Below are 17427 nucleotides of genomic sequence, written 5' to 3'. Positions count from 1 at the left end.
GATGCTGGACACCCCCGAGGCCGTCGTCGAGGCGCTCCGCGAGAACCACGAGCGCCCCCACGGACTGGCGCGCACCGTCACCGCCGAGGAACTCGTCGAGGCCGCCGAGGTCTTCGAGAAGCCCGACGTGCTCGTCACCGCGCTCCTCGAACTGATGACGGCGTACGAGTTCACCGGCGAGCAGCGCAAGTCGCCCGTCGCCTTCGCCCGCATCCTCAAGCTGTGGGACACCGCCCCCGACTCCTTCAGCCCCTACGAGGCCCACCAGGTCTTCTGGCGCTTCAAGTGGGTCACCACCTCCCTCCTCCAGGTCCCCGAGATGCCGCTGGCCACGGTCGCCGGCTGGATCGACCAGATGCGCGAGCGGTACGAGGCCGCCGGCCACGGCGTCCAGCCCGTGGCCGCCATGCGCTACCACCTCGCCCAGCACACCGGCACGGGCGTCCCCGACGCGTACGACCTGTGGGCCACCCGGCCCCGCACCGACCTCAGCGACTGCGAGGCGTGCGAGACCCGCCACCACGCCTGGTACCAGGTCACCGCCGGCGACGACGCCAGGGCCCTCGACATCTGGCGGCCCGTCCTCGACGGCGAGCAGGTCTGCAGCGAGGAACCGCAGATGAGCCAGGCGCGCGCCCTGCTGCCGCTGCTCCGCACCGGCCGCACCGACGAGGCGCGCTCCCACCACCTCACCGGCTACCGCAAGGTCCGCGGCAACACCGGCATGCAGGCCGAGGTCGGCCTCCACCTGGAGTTCTGCGCCCTCTCCCGCAACGAGGGCCGCGGCCTGGAGATCCTGGCGGAGAACCGGCCCCTCTTCGAGGCGACGGGCGCCCCGCTCGACCGCCTCGGCTTCCTCACCGGCGTCGAGGTGCTCCTCGCCCGGCTCGTCGAGGACGGCCACGACGCCACCGCCGTGGCGGGACCGCCCGGCCGCGACTGGACGGCGGCCGAGCTCCTCGCCCACGTCCGCGCCGAGGCCGAACCCCTCGCCGCCGCCTTCGACGCCCGCAACGGCACCAGCGCCGTCGGCGACCGTCGCCGGGAGCGGCTCGCCCGCCGCCCGCTGCTCGACGAGCCGCTGCCGCTCGGCCTGCGCGCGGCAGCCGCCGTCCGCGCCACCGCGCAGGCCACCCCCGCGACCGCGCCGCCGGCCGCTGCCCGGACCGCGATCCCCGACGACTTCGCCGCCCTCGTGCGCGAGGCCCGCCGGATGTCGCGCGACGGCCACCCCGGCGACTCCCGGCTCTGGACCCGCATCGCCGAACGCCGCGCCACCGCCACCGAACCGCACGACGCCACCCTCGGCCCCGAGGACCTGCTCCGCGCCGAACTCGCCGAGCACGAGGCCCAGAAGCACTGGCTGGACGACCGGCACACCAAGGGCGTCGCCGAACTCGATGCCGCCGTCGCGCACTTCGAGCGACTGGACATGCCCTGGCACGCCCTGTCCGCCCGCGCCCGCACCCTCGCCTGGAGCACCTCCCCGAGCCCCCGCGACGACGAGCCCGCCCCGGACCGCGCCGCGACCCGCACCGCGCTCGACGAGCTGCTGCGCGCGGTGGACAAGCAGCTCGCGGAGACCCCCTTCGACGGCGAGCCGCGCGGCGAGGCGGAGGCGTCCTTCGGGACCGACCTGCGCGCCGAGCGCACCCTGGCGTACCTCTCCGTCCGCTACTCGGCGGCCTTCGCCGCGTACCAGGAACTCCTCGCCGCCCTGGGCAAGGCGGCGAGCGGTGACGCGGCCGGTGACGGGGACGGAGGGGAGGACCAGGACGTCGACGCCCTCACGGAGCGCTTCGAGGAGGCCGTCCACACCCTGCGCACCGAGGCGACGCGCCTCGGCTACCCCCACCAGAGCGCCAACGCACGCCAGTTCGTCGCCGACATGATGGGCCGGCGCGGCGCCATGGCCGACGCCGAGCGGGAACTCCGTGCCGCCCTCCAGGACCTCGAAGCCGCCGGGCGGCCCTGGCGCCGTCCGCGCCCGACCGCCCTCCTCGCGCAGATCCTGCTCGCCCAGGACCGGCCCCAGGAGGCGGTGGAGCTCCTCCACTCGGCGATCGCCGACGCCGTCACGTACGACGACACGTCCTTCGCGCTGGCCCCGACGTACATGCTGCTCGGTCACGCCTCCTCGCACCTCGGTGATTACAACGGCGCCGTCCGCCACCTCTCCGAGGCCGCGGCCCGCTTCGACCAGGCCGGTGACCCCGGCGAGGCCACCGACGCGCGCCTCCAGCTCGCCATGGTCCTCGGCCGTTCCGGCCGCAACGCCGACGCGGTGGCCGTACTGGAGTCCGTCCTCGCGGACGAGGCGGCGTCCGGCGCCGACGAACGGGCCCTCGCCCAGGCCCGCCTGACCCTCGGCCGGGGCCTGCGCGAACTGGAGGAGTACCTGCCCGCCGCCGAGGAACTGCTCCGCCTCGCGGACACCGTCGCCGGCTGGCCGGAGGAGGACCGCGCCGTCCTCACCCTGGTGGCGGCGGAGGCGGCGACCACCCTCGCCCTCGCCGACCGCTGGGACGCGGCGGACACGGCGTACGCCCGGGCCGTCGCCGCCCACGCCGAGGCCCCCAACCCGCCGATCGTCTGCCTGATGCTGCGGGAGTTCGCACGCCTCACCATGCAGCGCCACGACACCGCCGAGACCGAAGGCGCCGTGGGCACCCAGCCCGTCGACGCGGCCCTGGCGCACCTGGCCCGCGCCGACGCGGTCCTCGACGCGCTGCCGCCCGGCGAGGAGGGTTTCGCCGTCTGGTACGAGCGCGGCGAGATCCACTACCGCCGCGCCCGCGTCCTGGCCGAGGCGGGCCGCTTCGAGGAGGCCCTGCCGGAGGCGGAGGCCGCCGTCGCCACCCACGAGGGCGGCGGCGAGGAGGGCGAACTCGCGCGCGCCGAAGCGGTCCGCGTCGCCGCCCTCATCGAGGGCAACGGCCTGGAGCGCACCAACGAGGCCATCGCCCGCCTCACCACGGCGGCGGCCCGCTGCCGCAACTCCGGCCACCCGGAGGCGGCCCAGGTCCTGGACGCCCTCCGACAGGAGTTCCTGTCCCGCTGACGGACGAAGGGGGGCGGGACCCCGGCCCGACCGGCCGGGGCCGGCCCCTTTTCGCGTGCCGGGGCACGGGCCTTCAGTTCATCGGCGACCCCGACGTCGGCGGAGGCGGCGGAGGCGGCGGGACGGAGGGCATCGGCGGGATACGGGGGCCGCGCCGCGGCGGCGCCGCCGGGGGCGGGGGAGGCGGGGACGGGAGGCCGCCGGCGCGCGGGCGGGGGGTCTGCGACGGGTGGTTCGCCGGCGGTGGCGGAGGAGGAGGTGGCGGAGGCGCCTCGGCCAGCGGCGGCAGAACCGGACCGCCGGCACGCAGGCGCTCGATGGTCAGCTCGCGACGACGGCGGGCGTCGGGCGCTTCGACGCGTTGGAAGGTGAGCACCGTGGTGTTGTAGCCGCTCGTGCTCCCCGTCAGGCGGTATCCGAGCGCGTGGGCGATGTCTTCGATCCTCTGCCGCTTGGAATCCGAGAGCCGACGCCTGTGCAGCATCAGTTCGACGTGGCTCCGGTCGTCGAACCGCGCGCGTACCTCGTCGTCCTCCATGAGCTCCACCCCTCCCCTGCCGAGTGCGTCCATTGTCCGTGCCAGGTGACATGATCCCCGCCATGACACCCTTGCTCCTCTCCGACATCGAACGGGCCGTGCGCAGCAGTTGGAGCGCCGAGACCTGCACGCCCGAGTACCGGTCCCGCTGGACCGAGGACAACCCGGCGCGGGACCAGTGCGGGGTGACCGCGATGGTGCTCCACGACCTCCTCGGCGGCGAACTGCTCCGCGGCGAGGTGCACGTCGACGGGAAGCGGGTGGACTACCACTGGTGGAACCGCCTGGGCGCGGGCGTCGAGATCGACCTCACCCGTGAGCAGTTCGGCCCGGAGGAGAGCGTCACCGAGGGCGTCGTCGTCCCGCGCCCGCCCGTCGCCGAGTGGCGCAGACTCCGGGAGGAGTACGAGATCCTCCGCGGCCGCGTCCTGGACAGGCTCGGGGTCGGGGAGGGGGCGCCGGCGTGACGTCCACGGAGGCGTTCCTCGCCGAACTGCGCGCGGGCATGGCGGACCTGGCCACGCCGTCACGGGTGTTCGTGGCCGCCGGACGGTTCACTGAGCCGGACCCCGATCTGCCCGAACTGGCGGCACGGATCCGCGCCGTGCTGGCCGAGGTCGCGGCGGACGAGGAGTGGCGGCGGTTCATCCCCGGCTATGTGCCGCCTCCCGTCCCGGAGATCTGCGCCGCGCTGGAACCGCTGGAACCGGCGGAGGCGGCCCCCTTCCTGGCCCGCCTCGCGACCGTCGACCTGTACTGGCCGACCCACCTCCACATGCCCGTCGAGGCCGCCGAGCGCACGGCGGACCGGGTGGTCCGGCTGCTCGGGCCCGAGTGCAGCTGGTGGACCAACCACGACGACGCGGGCGGCGCCGTGAACGGGCTCACCACGATCTTCGACAGCGTCCTCGCGGGGACGGACGGCACCCACTACGCCGTCGCCCTCCAGGTCGCCGACGACTGACCCCCCGAGGGGGGCACGCTCCCGGTGCCGGCGGAGGGTACGGGCCCGGCCCCGCTCGGCCGGACCCGTACCCTCCGCCGCTCCCACAGGCCACGCGCCCGTACGCCACCCGGGCCCAGCGGCTTCGGTCAGTGCATCAGCAGCAGCCGCGTGTTCGGCACGAGCTTGCGGTTCACGCTGGTGCTCTGCACGAAGATGGTGAACTCGTCGTTCTGGTCGGGCTTGACGCGTACCTCCTCGTCGGGGAGGCCGAGCAGCGCCCGCGCCTCGGGTCCCGTGTAGACGCGGTCGGTCTTCTTCTCCAGCACGGCGATCTTCTTCCGCGCCTGGATCTTCTCCGACTTGCTCAGCTGGTAGAACGCGCAGCCGGTCTTGTACGTGTGCCCGGACTCGGTCACCCACTCGCGGATCGCCGCGTCACGCGCCACCGGGATCAGCGCGTACCCGGACGCGTCGACCGGGGTGAGGCCGGCCGCCGCGATGGTCTTCTGGTTCACCGCCTCGGCGCCCACGGAGAACACCGCCCGCGACCCCCGGATGCCCTTGGTGCGGCCCACCATGAACTTCTCGGTGGCCTGCTGGATGACCTGCCCGGCCTCCTCCAGGCCCTGGGTGCTCGTGGCGTCCCAGATGGCCACGTTGTCCTTCGGGAAGCCGCAGTTCATGGCCTCGCGGCGGCCCATCTGGTCCGGCACCAGGACGGCCAGCGTCCAGTTGTCGTCCTGCTTCTCGATCATCTCGGCCACGGCCGCCACCAGCGCGCGCGGCTGCTTGCTGGGCGCGTCCGGGCAGCGGTGGCTCGCGTTCTCCTGCCCGTCCGTCAGGACGAACGTCAGGAAGCTGTGGTCGCCGTACAGCTGCGCGGTCTGCGCCAGCTCCCGCTGCGACTTCAGCGCCGCGGCCAGCAGGGCCGTCATCCCCCCGACCTTGTACAGCTGCTTCAGGGACGGCATCCGCAGCACGTCCTTGTCGTAGATGACGCACTGCACCTTGTCCGCGAACACGTACACGGTGACCCGGGTCTCCTGGTCCAGCTCCCGCGAGCGGCGGGCCAGGTACGCGATCTGCTGGTCCGCCACCTCGACGACCTTGCTCCGCAGGTGCGACATGGACGAGCTCGCGTCCAGCACGAGAGCGACGTGATTGATGTAGTTCTGGGAAACGGACACGGCGAACTCCCCGTCTTTGTGCCGACTTGATGTTCCTACCGTCTCACCCGGCACTGACAGTCGACCGAGACCGGAACCGCCCTCTCCGCCCGGAAGGCCGGCCGTCCAGGGCGGGCCGGCTACCGGGGAAGGGTGAGGCCCTCCAGTGCCCGCGGCAGTGGATAGACCCGCTCCGGAGGCAGCAACCGCCGGGCCTTGGCCGCCTGTCCGCCCTGCACCAGGGCGGCGGCCTTCCGGACCCGCGGGGTGAGGTCGGTGAGGCCGACGGTCCAGTCCTCGGCGAACGCCCGGATCACGTCGCGCCCGAGCCCGACCTGGATGCTGTACTGGTTCAGCGCCGCGCCGCGCAGCGAGCGCTCCGGATCCCACTGGACGTGCACGGCCGCCCGCGCCAAGGCGGCCGGGTCCGCGGTCGTGAGCACCGCCCGGGACAACGCCTCCTCCCACCCCTGCCGGGTGATCCGCACGGCGAGGATCCGCTCCTGCCCCGGTTTGCGGGCCCAGTTGCTGCGGTGCATCAGCCACAGGAAGGACGGCTTGATCCAGGTCATCCGGTGGAACGAGAACGGCGCCACGAACCGCCCCGCGCGCAGCGCCGCGTCGGCGAGGGCGGGCGCGTACGCCTGGTAGACGACGATCGTGTCGGCGTCGAAGTCGGCACGGATCTCATACGGGGTTGCCATGCGCCGCACCCTGTCACCGCCCTCCCGCACCCCGCGAACCGTTTTCCGGACCGGTCAGTCGTCCCACAGTTCGGTGCTGTGGGCCCGGACGAGCGCGTCGATCCGGGCGAGGGCGTCGGACGCCGGGAGCGGGCCCGGGCGCCGGCCGTCCCGGAGGCGGAGCGACAGGCGGTCCTCCGCGGTCTCCCTGGCGCCGAGGACCGCCTGGTACGGCACCAGGCGGGCCGCGCGGACGCGGGCGCCCAGGCTGCCGCGGTCCGGGGGCGCGACCTCGGCGCGCAGCCCGAGGGCGGTGCAGCGGTCGGCGAGGGCGACGGCGGCCGGGACGTCCGCGTCGGAGACCGGGAGGATCGCCAGCTGGGTGGGGGCGAGCCAGGCGGGGAAGGCGCCGCCGTGCCGCTCGATGAGGTGGGCGACGGCCCGTTCCACGCTCCCGACGATGCTGCGGTGGACCATCACCGGCCGGTGCCGGGCGCCGTCCGCGCCGATGTAGCGCAGATCGAACTGCTCGGGCTGGTGGAAGTCGACCTGGACGGTGGAGAGGGTGGACTCCCGGCCGGCCGCGTCCCGCACCTGGACGTCGATCTTTGGGCCGTAGAACGCCGCCTCGCCCTCCGCCGCCTCGTAGGGCAGCCCGGACCGGTCGAGCGCCTCGGTCAGCAGGGCGGTCGACCGCCGCCACATCTCGGGCGCGTCGACGTACTTGCCGCCCGGGCCCGGCAGGGAGAGCCGGTACCGGGCCGGGGCGACGCCCAGCGCCTCGTACGCCCTCCGGATCAGCTCCAGCGCCGCCCGCGCCTCCTCCGCGACCTGCTCCAGGGTGCAGAAGATGTGTGCGTCGTTGAGCTGGATGGCCCGCACCCGGGTCAACCCGCCGAGCACGCCCGAGAGTTCGGAGCGGTACATGCCCCCGAGCTCGGCCATCCGCAGCGGCAGCTCGCGGTAACTGCGGGCCCGTGCACGGTAGATGAGGGCGTGGTGGGGGCAGAGGCTGGGCCGCAGCACGACCTGCTCCCCGCCGAGGTCCATCGGCGGGAACATGTCGTCGCTGTAGTGCGCCCAGTGCCCCGAGATCTCGTACAGCTCCCGCTTGCCCAGCACGGGCGAGTACACGTGCCGGTATCCGGCGCGCCGTTCGGCGTCGCGGATGTACTCCTCCAGGGCGTGCCGTACGGCGGCGCCGTCGGGCAGCCAGTACGGCAGCCCGGCGCCGATCAGCGGGTCGGTGTCGAACAGGCCGAGTTCGCGGCCGAGCCTGCGGTGGTCGTGGTCGTGGTCGTGGTCGTGGGCGTGGTCGTGCGCGTGGTCGTGCATGGCGGTCTCCTCGCGGTCAGCGGGCGAGTGACCACAGCGCGAAGCCCCGGGGCACTCGCCCCGGGGCTTCGGACTGAGACAACGGTCAGCGCGCCGGGACACTCTCCGGCGTCGTCGTCACAGCTGCAGGCTTCATGCGGGAGACGCTAACAGGCGCGGGATGCGAGGGCCTCCCGTTTTCCGCGCCCGGAGAACGGGCTACTCGACGGCGTCGGTCGGCATCATGGCGTCGGCGAAGCCGCAGGGTTGTACGGGGAGGGCCGATCGTTCAGGCCGTCCGCGGGGCCGGGCTCCGTACGCCGAACCACTGCTCGGCGCCGTACTCCTCGAACCGCTCCACCTCGGTGAAGCCCAGTTTCGCCGCGAGGCGCATCGCGCGGTCGTTGGCGCTCTGCGTGGAGAGCACCACCGGCTCGTCGGGCCGCGCGTCGGCGAACCAGTCGAGCACCGCGGTGCACGCCTCGGCGGCGTAGCCGTGCCCCCACGCCGCCGGCAGGAAGAGGTACCCGAGCTCGGTCTCGCCGCCCTCGGGGCGGACGTGCCCGAGGCGGTCCGGGCCACGCGGGTCGAGCGTGACCATCCCGATCATCGCGTCGTCGAGCGTCACGACGAAGGCGCCGGGCCGTCGGCCGGGCACCTCGGGGACCGCGCGCTCGAGCTCGTCACGCGGTCGGGCGCCGCCGACGTACGTGCCGACCTCGGTCGAGGCGAACAGCTCGATGAAGCCGGCCCGGTCACGGGCTTCGGACGCGCGGAGCACGAGCCGTTCCGTGGTTATCGGGGCGGGCGGCCAGGTGTCGGATCCCAGTTCGGTCATGGCGGGCAACCTACCGGACGGCCGCGCGGGCGCGACGGGATCGCGCCGGGCCCGTCGGGCGCCGAGGCGGCCGCACTAGAGTACGGCAGCGTGGACCCACTGAGACCTGGCCAGGACCCCGCGCACATCGGCGACCACACCCTCCTCGGCCGGCTCGGGGCGGGCGGCATGGGGCAGGTGTACCTGGCGCGTTCGCCGGACGGCGGGCTGGTCGCGCTGAAGGTGATCCGGGACGAGATCACCGGACATCGGGAGGCGCTGGCCCGGTTCCGCCGGGAGGTCGCCACGGTCCGCACCGTCCGCGGCCCGCACACCGCGCAACTGGTGGACGCCTCGCTGGACGAGGCACCCTACTGGCTGGCCACCGAGTACGTGCCAGGCCCGACGCTCCGTCAGAAGATCGGCGCCGACGGGCCGTTGGGGGTGGTGGAGTGCCGTTCCCTCTTCGAAGCGCTCGCGGTGGCCCTCGCGAGCGTGCACGCGTACGGGATCACCCACCGGGATCTCAAGCCGCAGAACGTCATCCTGGCCGCCGACGGCCCCCGGCTCATCGACTTCGGGATCGCGCGCGGCCCCGACGACACGGCCCTGACCAGGACCGGCGCGGCGCCCGGGACACCCGGCTTCACCGCACCCGAGGTGCTGCTCCGCAATGAGACGTCCGCGGCCGCCGACGTCTTCGCCCTCGGCGCGACCATGGCGTACGCGCTGACGGGCCGGCCGCCGTTCGGCGAGGGCCTCGCCGAAGCCGTCTCCTACCGGGCGGTGCACGAGGACATCGACCTCGGTGAAGTCGCGGACACGGAGCCGGAGTTGGTCGCGCTGATCCGCGCCTGCGTGGCGAAGGACCCGGCGGACCGGCCGGGGACGCCGGAGGTGATCGCGCGCTGCCGCGGCGCGAGCGGCGCGCCGCTGCCGCCCACCCGCCTCGACCCGGGACGGGACCCGGGAACCGGGGATACCGTGCCCGCCCCTGCCCGCCGCAGCCGCTGGGGCGCGGCCGTGCTGGTGCTGGCGCTGGCCGGCGGGGCGGGCACGGTCGCCTGGCAGCAGTGGGCCAAGGGGGGTACGGGGAGCGACAGCGGCGGCCCGGGCGGCCCGGGCGGCGCGGCTGCCCCGCCCACCCGGACCGCGGACCCCGGCTCCGTCGGCACGTCCCCGTCCGCGGCTGGTTCCGAGTCCGCGTCCGACGTCCGCTGGGCCCTGTCGAAGGACCCGAAGCAGGCCCGGCTCGGGGCCGGGGAGTGCGACCGGCCGGCGGAGGCGGGCCCGTCCGGCAGCACCTCCTCGACCTCCGTCACCTACCTCTCCGGCGCCGCGTCGGTCGATGTGAGCTTCTCGTTCTCCGGCGAGGGGACGTACCGCCTGGTCGCCGGTGTGAAGCCGCCCGGCGGGAAGGGATTCGGCCACACCTCCCGGCCCGTCCAGGTCGGTTCCGCCGAGAAGACGCTGGTCTACCCCCGGGACTTCCCGGGCGCCCCGCCCGTGACCGCGAAGGCCGGGGACTGGACGGTGGTCGTCTACCGGGCCGACAGCGACGACCGGAGCGGCTGGAAGCGCTTCGGCTGCACGGGCTTCCGCGCGGTGTCCGGCGGGCGTTGACGTTTCGGACGGGGCGATCACCTCCACCGCCCGGCAGCTCGGCGCCGCCGTCGGCATCGCGCTCGCCGGCGCCCTGGTCACCGGCGCCGGCCCGGCAGAGCTCGCGCACGCGTCCCGCCCGGGCTGGATCCTGGTGGCCTCCTGCGGCCTCCTGCTCCTCCTGGTCGCCCGGGCGTCACGGCCGAAGGAGCGGTGACAGCCGCACCCGCGACCTGCCGGGGTCAGCGGGGCGTCCGGTCCCGTCCGGCACCGCCCGCGCGAGGCGGTGCCGGGGCGTCGGGCCCGGCGGTCACGCCTTGCTGTTGTAGTACGTGATGTCCCAGTGGTGGTTCTCGCGCGCGTACACGTTGCCGTTCGGGGACGTGTAGAGCTTGGCGCCGTCGCGGCGCGTGCCGGCCTTCTTGTAGTGCTTCTTGATGTACGTGTCGAGACACGACGTCCGGACCGACATGTCGACCTTGTAGCCGTTGCGATGCGTGTACGTCCCCCGGGTGCTGTGGCCCGTCTCCGTGCCGCCGGTGACGACGATCGTGCAGCGGCTGGCCTTCTTGAAGGCGATGGCGCCCGCGACCGTGGCCCGGTTGATGTTCGTGAAGGACGTACAGCCCTTCCGGTTCCAGTCCGAGCAGTTCCTGCTCGACGTCCACGAGATGCCCGCCGCGCGGAACTGCTGCGCGGCGGCCGAGTGCGTGTACTTGGCGGGCGCCGCGTCGGCGGCCGGCGCGACCACGAGGAGCGGGGCGGCGACCGCGGCGGCGAGGAGGGCGGGTCCGGTCCACGTACGCATGACTGCGGGTCCTTTCGTCGGCCCGCACCTCACCCGTTCGGGTGAGGTGCGGAGGTGGGGTCGTCCCCCGCTCCGGTACGACGGCACGCGGACGTACCGCGGGGGGAGCGGGGAGAGGGGCGGGAGCGGCGACGCCGTCCCGGCCCGATCACCGTGCCGCGTCCCCGGCCCGCGCCGCTACCCTCGGGCACCCGTCAGCGGACATGCGTCCATGCACGCCTGCATGCGCCTCGCTGACCTGCGGAGATGCACATGCATAGGGGATGCGTCATGGACTGCACACGGGCCACCGGCACCGGAGGAATCGTCGACGGGAGCACCGGCACCGGAGAAACCGGCAAAGGCACCGGCACCGGAGAAACCGCCAAGGGCACCGGCACCGGAGGACCCGGCAAGGGCACCACCGGCACCGGAGGGGAGACGACGGGGGAGTCCGCCCTCGCCGATCCGGCCGCGGCGCTCACCGCCGTACTCCGCGCGTGGTGGCAGGGGAGCACCGGAGTGCGCCCCACGCAGAAGGCGCTGGCCCGCCGGGCCGGGGTCGACCAGGCGACGATGTCCCGCTACCTCAACCCCGGCCGGCCGATGGCCGCGCCGCCGGCGGTCGTCGAGGTCCTGCACGACGCCCTGGGCGCACCGCCCGGCGAGCTCGACGAGGCACTCCGGCTCGCCCGCGCGGCCCAGGGGGCCCGACGCGTCCCACGCGCGCGCGTGGCCGTCCCCGTGGGCGCCGCGCCGCCGGGCCCCGGCGCGGACCCGGCACCGGTCCCGGACCCGGCCGGTCCCGGCGTCTCCGGCCCCACCGTGTCGCACGCGCGCGTGGCGGCGCCGATCAGCGCCCCCGTCCTCGGGTACGTACGCCGGGTGCTCTGGCTGCTGCTCGCCTGTGCGGCCTTCGTCGCGGGGCTCTGGCTGCGGCCGGTGATCACCCCGCCCGCCGCCGGTCCGGCCGGCGCGGGCGCGACGCCCGTCCGGGACGAGTGGCCGGTCGTGCGCCTCGGCGACGTGCTGTGGGAGGCCCGCACGGTGCAGTACCTGCTGCGGGAGAGGAAGTACGAGGTGGAGGTGACCGGCACGGTCGACGCGGCCACCGTCGGCGCGGTCACCCGCTTCCAGAGGTCCCTCGGCCTCGTCCAGGACGGCCGGGTGGGCCCCAGGACCTGGCCGCGGCTGGTCGTGCCGCTCGCCGGCGGTGACTACGGTCCGGCCGTCGAGGCGTTGCAGTCGCTGCTCACCGGCGCCGGCCATCCGACGGTCGTGAGCGGCGACTTCACCTCCGAGACCGAGGACGTGCTCCGCATCTACCAGGCCGAGCGGGGGCTCCTCGTCACCGGCCGGGCCACCACCCGCGACTGGCTCTCGCTGGTGAGCCACCAGGGCCCGCGCCTGCACGGCTGACGGCGGCGCGGGCCCGGGGTCCGGTCAGGCGGCGTTCGGGCCCACGTCGGCGGTCGTCAGCGGCCGGCGGACCGGCGCCAGGGTGGAGTACTCGTCGGCGCCGACGTCACGGGCGCCCGTGCGCGCGTGCCCGTCCGCGTCCTCCGCCACGCCGAGCGAGGCGTACGTGGCGGCGTCGACGGCCGGGCTGCCGGCGGTGAGGCGGTGGACGCCGTCCGCGTCCTTGCGGAGCAGCGGGTCGACGCGGCGGAAACCGCCGGACGGGATGGTGCCGTCGGCGGCGGAGCCCCACAGGATGTTGCCCTGCCACGTGAAGCCGGGGGCGGCGGCCAGGTCGACGAGGGTGCCGGTGGAGGCGACGAGGATGTTGTCGGCGACGACCACGTCACGCGGCTCGTAGGTCCGGCTCTCGCCCGAGAGGGTGGCGGAGTTCCCGACGAGCGTGTTGTGCACGATGACCGCCCGGTCGCACGCGTCGTTCCCGCGCCGCTCCTCGGTGGTCTCGCCCTCGTGGTGGTCGCGGGTGGTGCCGCTGCCGATGACGAGGCCGCGGGAGGTCGTCCCCGAGATGTGGTTGTTCACCACGAGGTGGTCGTTGCCGTACAGGCGCACCCCGTTCACGCCGCCGAGGACGTGGTTGCCCTCGACGGTGGTGGCGTTGCCGTGCCGCAGGACGATGCCGCCCTTGTTGCCGCGGAGGGTGTTGTGGCGGACGGTGTTGCCGGAGGACTTGACCGAGATCGCCTCCGGGTCGCCGTCGCAGCGCTCGAAGAGGTTGCCCTCGACGAGGGCGTCCGCGGTGGACAGGGCGCGGTGGCTGACGCCGAGCCGGATCGCCTCGCCGCCGTTGGCGCCGGTGTAGGAGTGGTCGGCGAAGTAGTTCCGGAAGATGTGGGTCCGCTGGGCCATGGCGGTGGTCCCGGGCCCGTCCACGACCAGGAAGATGCCCTGCGAGGTGCGGTGGTGGAAGTGGTTGCGGTCGATCTTGGCGTCGTCGCCGCGGACCACCAGCCAGTCGAGCCCGGCCGTGTCGGCGAGCTTGAAGTCGTTGCGGGTCAGCCGGATCCGGGAGCAGTCGGCCGGGATGGCGAGCGTCGTCGTCTGCCGGAACGCGAAGCCGCTGATGGTGATGTTGCTGGAGCCCGAGAGGACGAAGCCGGCGGACCCGCCGAGCACGGCGCCGCCGCGACTGGCGGAGACGATGGTGATCGGCGCGCTGGTGGTGCCGTGCTTGCCGGTCACCCGGATGCCCGCCGACGGCACGGTGTAGGCGCCGTCGGCCAGGACGATGCGGTCCCCGGGGACGGCGGCGTCGATCGCGCTCTGCAGCGCCCCGATGCTCGTGACGGTCACGGTGCCGGCCGCCGCGGCCGTGCCCTGGGCCAGGGCGGTGAGCGGGACGGCCGTGGCCGCCGTGCCCAGCAGGGTCCCCCTGAGAAACGTACGTCGTCGCATGATGCCTCCTGGTGTGGTCGGCCTCCACCTTCGGCGGCGCCCCTGCCGTCTCGCTCACGCCCCGCTAACGTGCCCTCCGGCAGCTGTCAGTGACAGCTGCTCAGGTCCGTCGCGTACGCCAGGTCGCGGACGTCCGGTTCCGGATGCCGGCGCAGGGCGAGCAGGGCCGTACGGCAGGGGTCCGGCCAGCCCTGCCGGGATCCGACGCCGTTCGTGAGGCCGACGGCGAGCAGGCCCGGGACGAGTCCGCCGTCGTCGCCCAGGGCGCGGACGGCGGCGAGGGCGGCGGCCGGGTCGGCGAGCGGTGTGCCGCTCTGGTGGGCCTCTTCGATCTCCTCGGCCGCCCGGGCGGCGAGGACGGGACGGCCGGCGACCACGGCGAGCAGGTCCCGCACGGCGCCCAGGATCTCGGGCGCGGGCGCCGTCAGGTCGATCGCGCGGACGAGGAGGGCCGTGCGGGTGGCGGTGGCCAGCGGCTCGTCCGCGAGCTGACGGGCCAGGTCGGCGCACGCGCCCGGGTCCTGCCGCGGTGATTCCAGGAGGGAGTGGAGCCGGCGGAGCGCCGGGAGGTCCCCGCCCCGTCCTCCGCCCTCCGGTTCGCCGACGGCGACGTACGCCAGCAGCCGGTCGACCACGCCGTGCAGGAGACTGCCCGGAGCCGCACCGCCGACGGGATGCGGAAGGCCGGACCGGGCCAGGTCCTGGAGCCCGCTTCGCACCGTCCAGAGCTGTTCCGACCTGGTCAGGTCGGTGTAGAGGTCCGCGAGCGCGGTGCCCGCCTCGGGGGCGTACCGCGCCCAGTCGGCGAGTCCGGACAGGGCGAGGTACGCCGTGCTGTGACTCGTCGTGAACGCCTGCCGGGCCATCAGCTCCCCGAACCGCCCCCGGTGCGCCGGAGCCAGGTCCGCCGGGTTCACGTGAAGCAGCGCGGTCCGGACCGTCTCCGGCCCGTCGGCGGCTGCCGCGGACTCCAGCAGGGCCCACATCTCCGGGGCGGGCAGCAGCGTCGCGGCCAGACCGACGACGGTCGCGTGCACGTCCGGATGGACACCGGGAGCACCGGCCACGTTCGCCAGGAGCGTGACGGCCGCCCTCCGGGGCAGATGACGGGCGGCGAGCCGGGCGGCGGCCTTCCTGACGGTGACCTTCACCCCGGACTCCCGCGTCAGCACGTCATGGAGCAGGGCCGCGACCCGGCTCGGCCGCGCATGCGCGGCGGCGCGCCCGGCGGCGGACCAGGCCGCCGCGGCCCCGTCGTCGCCGGCGTGGTCGAGGAGGGCGCCGAGGGCCGAGGCCGGATCGTCGGTGTGCGCGGCGGCGTCCAGTGCCGCCGCGGCGAGCGCGCGCTCGGGCCCGGGGGCGTCCGGTACGGGGGATGCGTACCGCCGCAGCAGGGCGCGGCCGTGCTCCGGCACCGGGGCCACCGCGCGGAGGACCGCGGCCCGTTCGCCGACCCCGCGGTCCGGGTCGGCGACGACGGCCGCCGCCAGCCGCACCGCGGCCTCCTGCTGCCGCGGCAGCCACCGGTCGGCGTGCCGGAACGCGGGCAGCGGCCGGGGAGCCCCCGCCACGGGGAACCGCCCGCCGGGGCCTACGGTCTCCCCCAGGGCGGCGTCCAGGAGGTCGGTGCGCTCCGCGGCGAGGACGGCGAGCACCGGGGGAAGGAAGACGGCCGAGGGCTCCCGCGCCAGCAGCGCCTCGACCCGCCCGCCGCGGGTCGCGGGGTCGGCGAGCCAGGCGGCGGCGACGTCGCCGAGGACCGGGTCCGGGCACGTGGCGAGCGCCTTCTCCAGGCGGTCCTGGAGCTCCGGTACGCCGTACGCGCGGCGGCCGCAGGACGCGACCAGCGCGAGCAGCGGCGCGACGTCGCCCCGGGCGGTGCTCCGGTCCAGCCAGGGGCCGAGCGCGGCGGCCACGGAACGGACCCCGTCATCGTCCAACGCCTGGTCGAGGCAGACGAGTTCGACCGTGCCCGTGTGCGCGGTCAGCGTCTCCAGGAGACGCGCGCCCAGCGGCCGGGCGGTCGCCGTCGTACGGTCGGCGAGCAGGGCCGTCGCCAGCGTGCGGAGCGCGTCGCGGGTCACGGGGGAGCAGTCACGGGCCGCCAGCGCGTCGCGGCACAGCCGCTCCAGTGACGCGGAGCCGTCGGCGCTCTCGAGTGCGGCCGCCAGGAGGGGAGTCGGCACGTCGGCGAGCGCCGAGAGGAGGTCCCCGCGCACGGGGTCCCACTCGTCGGCCAGCCGGTCGGCGGCCCGCGCGAGCACGTCCCCGACCTGCTCGGGGTCGCGGCTGTGCGCCGCGTTGCGCACCAGCATGTCCCAGACCCCGCCGCGCTGTTCGGCGTCCCGCGAGGCGAGGGCGGCCGACAGTTCGGGGCGCGCCTCCTCGGGCGGCAGGAGGGTGAGCAGGCTCCAGCGGTCCCAGGAGTCCTGCGCGTCGTCGAGCAGGGCGCGGGCCCGGGCGTGCCGCTCGGCCGGCGGCAGCAGCGCGAGGACGCCCGGGTGGACGCGGACGTTGTGGTTCTGCGGGCCGGCCGCGCCGACGACCGCGTCCAGGAAGGCGCCCCGGCGCTCCGGCGGCACCGTCCGCAGCAGCGTGCCGAAGGCGCCCCGGTGGAACCAGCGGAGCCCCAGCCGGGGCAGCGACGGCGGATCCGCCGCCACGAGCAGGCGGATCAGCGCCGGCCCCGCGACCCGCTCCCACCGCACCTGCCGGCGGTCCGGGTCGGCGAGCAGGCGGACGACCCGCTCGGCGTCCACCGCGACGAGGTCGCCCAGCCGGTCGTGGACCGGGCCGGGCAGTTCGTCGGGGCCGTACGTCTCCAGCAGCTCCAGGACGCGCTCCGGTGCCGCGGGCAGCGCGGCGGCCAGTCCCGCCGCGTACCGCCGCCACCACTCGTCGCGCGACCGCCCGGTGAGCCCGGCGAGCTGCCGCTCCGCCTGGTCGAGCACGGCGACGGGGTGGCGGAGCGCCAGCGTGCTCCAGTCCTCGGACCTCAGCGCCCCCGCCAGCTCGGGGAGCAGCCGCGCGGTGAACCGCGGCGAGCAGCCCGGCAGCAGGAGCGCCGCGTCCCGCTCGCCGTACTCCGTGCGCACCCGCTCGACGAGCCGCTCGGCGAGCGCGGACCGCCGGCCGTCGCGCAACAGGCGCGCGAGGTCGGCGCGGACCACCGCCGGAGCGTCGTCGTAGGCGGCCGTGATGGCGGCCTCGACGGCGGAGTCGACGCCGGGGTCTGCGGCGGGCCCCTGGGTGGGCAGGCGCCGGACGGCGCGGAGCGCGTAACGGCGGACCACCGGATCGAGATCGCCCAGCCGTGCCATCAGGTGGCTGGACTCACCGGCGGCGAACGCCGCCAGCGCGGCCAGCCGGCGCTCGTACGGGCCGCGCGCGTCCAGCTCGCCGAGCAGCGGCCGAAGACCGCCGTCGGCGGCGAGCCGGTGCGCGGTGACGGCGGTGAACCGGAGCCGCGCGGAGTGGGGGAGGGGTTCGAGAGCGGCGAGCAGGGCGCCGGCGGTGGAGATCATCGCGGGCATTGTGCCCCGGGGGTGCGGGGGGTGCCCAGCGAAATACCGCGGCCCGGGGGAGGGGCGGAGCGAACGGACCCTGCCGACTCACGGACCCCGCTGACGTCGATGTCGC

13 protein-coding genes are annotated in these 17427 nt (G+C 75.2%); 5 read left to right on the top strand and 8 right to left on the bottom strand.

Translation table 11 applies throughout. The annotated features are described in order from the left end of the window. Position 1 precedes the first annotated feature (1 nt). Entirely contained in the window at positions 2 to 3061 is a 3060-nt protein-coding gene (locus tag IF73_RS0104740) for a hypothetical protein (protein WP_031003713.1), read from the top strand. A gap of 73 nt (positions 3062 to 3134) precedes the next feature. Here IF73_RS0104740 and IF73_RS39345 read toward each other — a convergent pair whose 3' ends face one another. After that, positions 3135 to 3599, bottom strand: a complete 465-nt coding sequence (locus tag IF73_RS39345; protein WP_078867949.1) for a hypothetical protein — start codon at positions 3597 to 3599, stop codon at positions 3135 to 3137. Positions 3600 to 3661: 62 nt separating this feature from the next. Here IF73_RS39345 and IF73_RS0104735 point away from each other — a divergent pair, with 62 nt between their 5' ends. Together IF73_RS0104735 and IF73_RS0104730 are read left to right on the top strand one after the other, a co-directional pair. Then, a complete protein-coding gene (locus IF73_RS0104735; RefSeq protein WP_031003711.1) occupies positions 3662 to 4066 on the top strand; it encodes a YunG family protein in 405 nt (134 codons plus the stop codon). Beyond that, on the top strand, positions 4063 to 4563 hold the full coding sequence (locus IF73_RS0104730) for a hypothetical protein (RefSeq protein ID WP_234338158.1): 501 nt from the start codon (positions 4063 to 4065) through the stop codon (positions 4561 to 4563). The genes IF73_RS0104735 and IF73_RS0104730 overlap by 4 nt, the downstream gene beginning before the upstream one ends. A gap of 128 nt (positions 4564 to 4691) precedes the next feature. Here IF73_RS0104730 and IF73_RS0104725 read toward each other — a convergent pair whose 3' ends face one another. From IF73_RS0104725 to IF73_RS0104710, 4 genes are all read right to left on the bottom strand, one after another. Next, on the bottom strand, positions 4692 to 5732 hold the full coding sequence (locus IF73_RS0104725) for a vWA domain-containing protein (protein ID WP_031003707.1): 1041 nt from the start codon (positions 5730 to 5732) through the stop codon (positions 4692 to 4694). A gap of 119 nt (positions 5733 to 5851) precedes the next feature. Continuing rightward, positions 5852 to 6415, bottom strand: coding sequence for a DUF4291 domain-containing protein (locus IF73_RS0104720; protein WP_031003705.1), 564 nt, complete (start codon positions 6413 to 6415; stop codon positions 5852 to 5854). A 54-nt stretch (positions 6416 to 6469) separates the two neighbouring features. Further along, positions 6470 to 7729, bottom strand: coding sequence for a threonine--tRNA ligase (gene thrS / locus IF73_RS0104715; RefSeq protein ID WP_051716523.1), 1260 nt, complete (start codon positions 7727 to 7729; stop codon positions 6470 to 6472). A 268-nt stretch (positions 7730 to 7997) separates the two neighbouring features. Next, entirely contained in the window at positions 7998 to 8546 is a 549-nt protein-coding gene (locus IF73_RS0104710; protein ID WP_031003701.1) for a GNAT family N-acetyltransferase, read from the bottom strand. A gap of 90 nt (positions 8547 to 8636) precedes the next feature. Between IF73_RS0104710 and IF73_RS40260 the strand changes: the two genes are divergently transcribed. After that, entirely contained in the window at positions 8637 to 10148 is a 1512-nt protein-coding gene (locus IF73_RS40260; RefSeq protein ID WP_107049192.1) for a serine/threonine-protein kinase, read from the top strand. A 289-nt stretch (positions 10149 to 10437) separates the two neighbouring features. On the opposite strand, the gene IF73_RS0104700 is transcribed toward IF73_RS40260, so the two are convergent. Next, on the bottom strand, positions 10438 to 10935 hold the full coding sequence (locus tag IF73_RS0104700; protein ID WP_031003697.1) for a hypothetical protein: 498 nt from the start codon (positions 10933 to 10935) through the stop codon (positions 10438 to 10440). A 270-nt stretch (positions 10936 to 11205) separates the two neighbouring features. Between IF73_RS0104700 and IF73_RS38515 the strand changes: the two genes are divergently transcribed. Continuing rightward, entirely contained in the window at positions 11206 to 12333 is a 1128-nt protein-coding gene (locus IF73_RS38515; protein WP_031003695.1) for a peptidoglycan-binding protein, read from the top strand. A 24-nt stretch (positions 12334 to 12357) separates the two neighbouring features. Here IF73_RS38515 and IF73_RS0104690 read toward each other — a convergent pair whose 3' ends face one another. Together IF73_RS0104690 and IF73_RS0104685 are read right to left on the bottom strand one after the other, a co-directional pair. Continuing rightward, positions 12358 to 13788 carry a polysaccharide lyase 6 family protein gene (locus IF73_RS0104690; RefSeq protein WP_031003693.1) on the bottom strand — a complete coding sequence of 477 codons (1431 nt, stop codon included), beginning with the start codon at positions 13786 to 13788 and terminating at the stop codon, positions 12358 to 12360. Positions 13789 to 13874: 86 nt separating this feature from the next. Beyond that, complete coding sequence (locus tag IF73_RS0104685) at positions 13875 to 17312, bottom strand: hypothetical protein (protein ID WP_031003691.1); 3438 nt, start codon at positions 17310 to 17312, stop codon at positions 13875 to 13877. Between the last annotated feature and the right edge of the window lie 115 nt (positions 17313 to 17427).

Origin of the sequence: Streptomyces sp. NRRL F-5727, assembly GCF_000719555.1 — a bacterium.
GTDB lineage: Bacteria > Actinomycetota > Actinomycetes > Streptomycetales > Streptomycetaceae > Streptomyces.
Note: the sequence above shows the minus strand (reverse complement) of the source record. Positions and strands in the feature narration are given on the sequence as shown.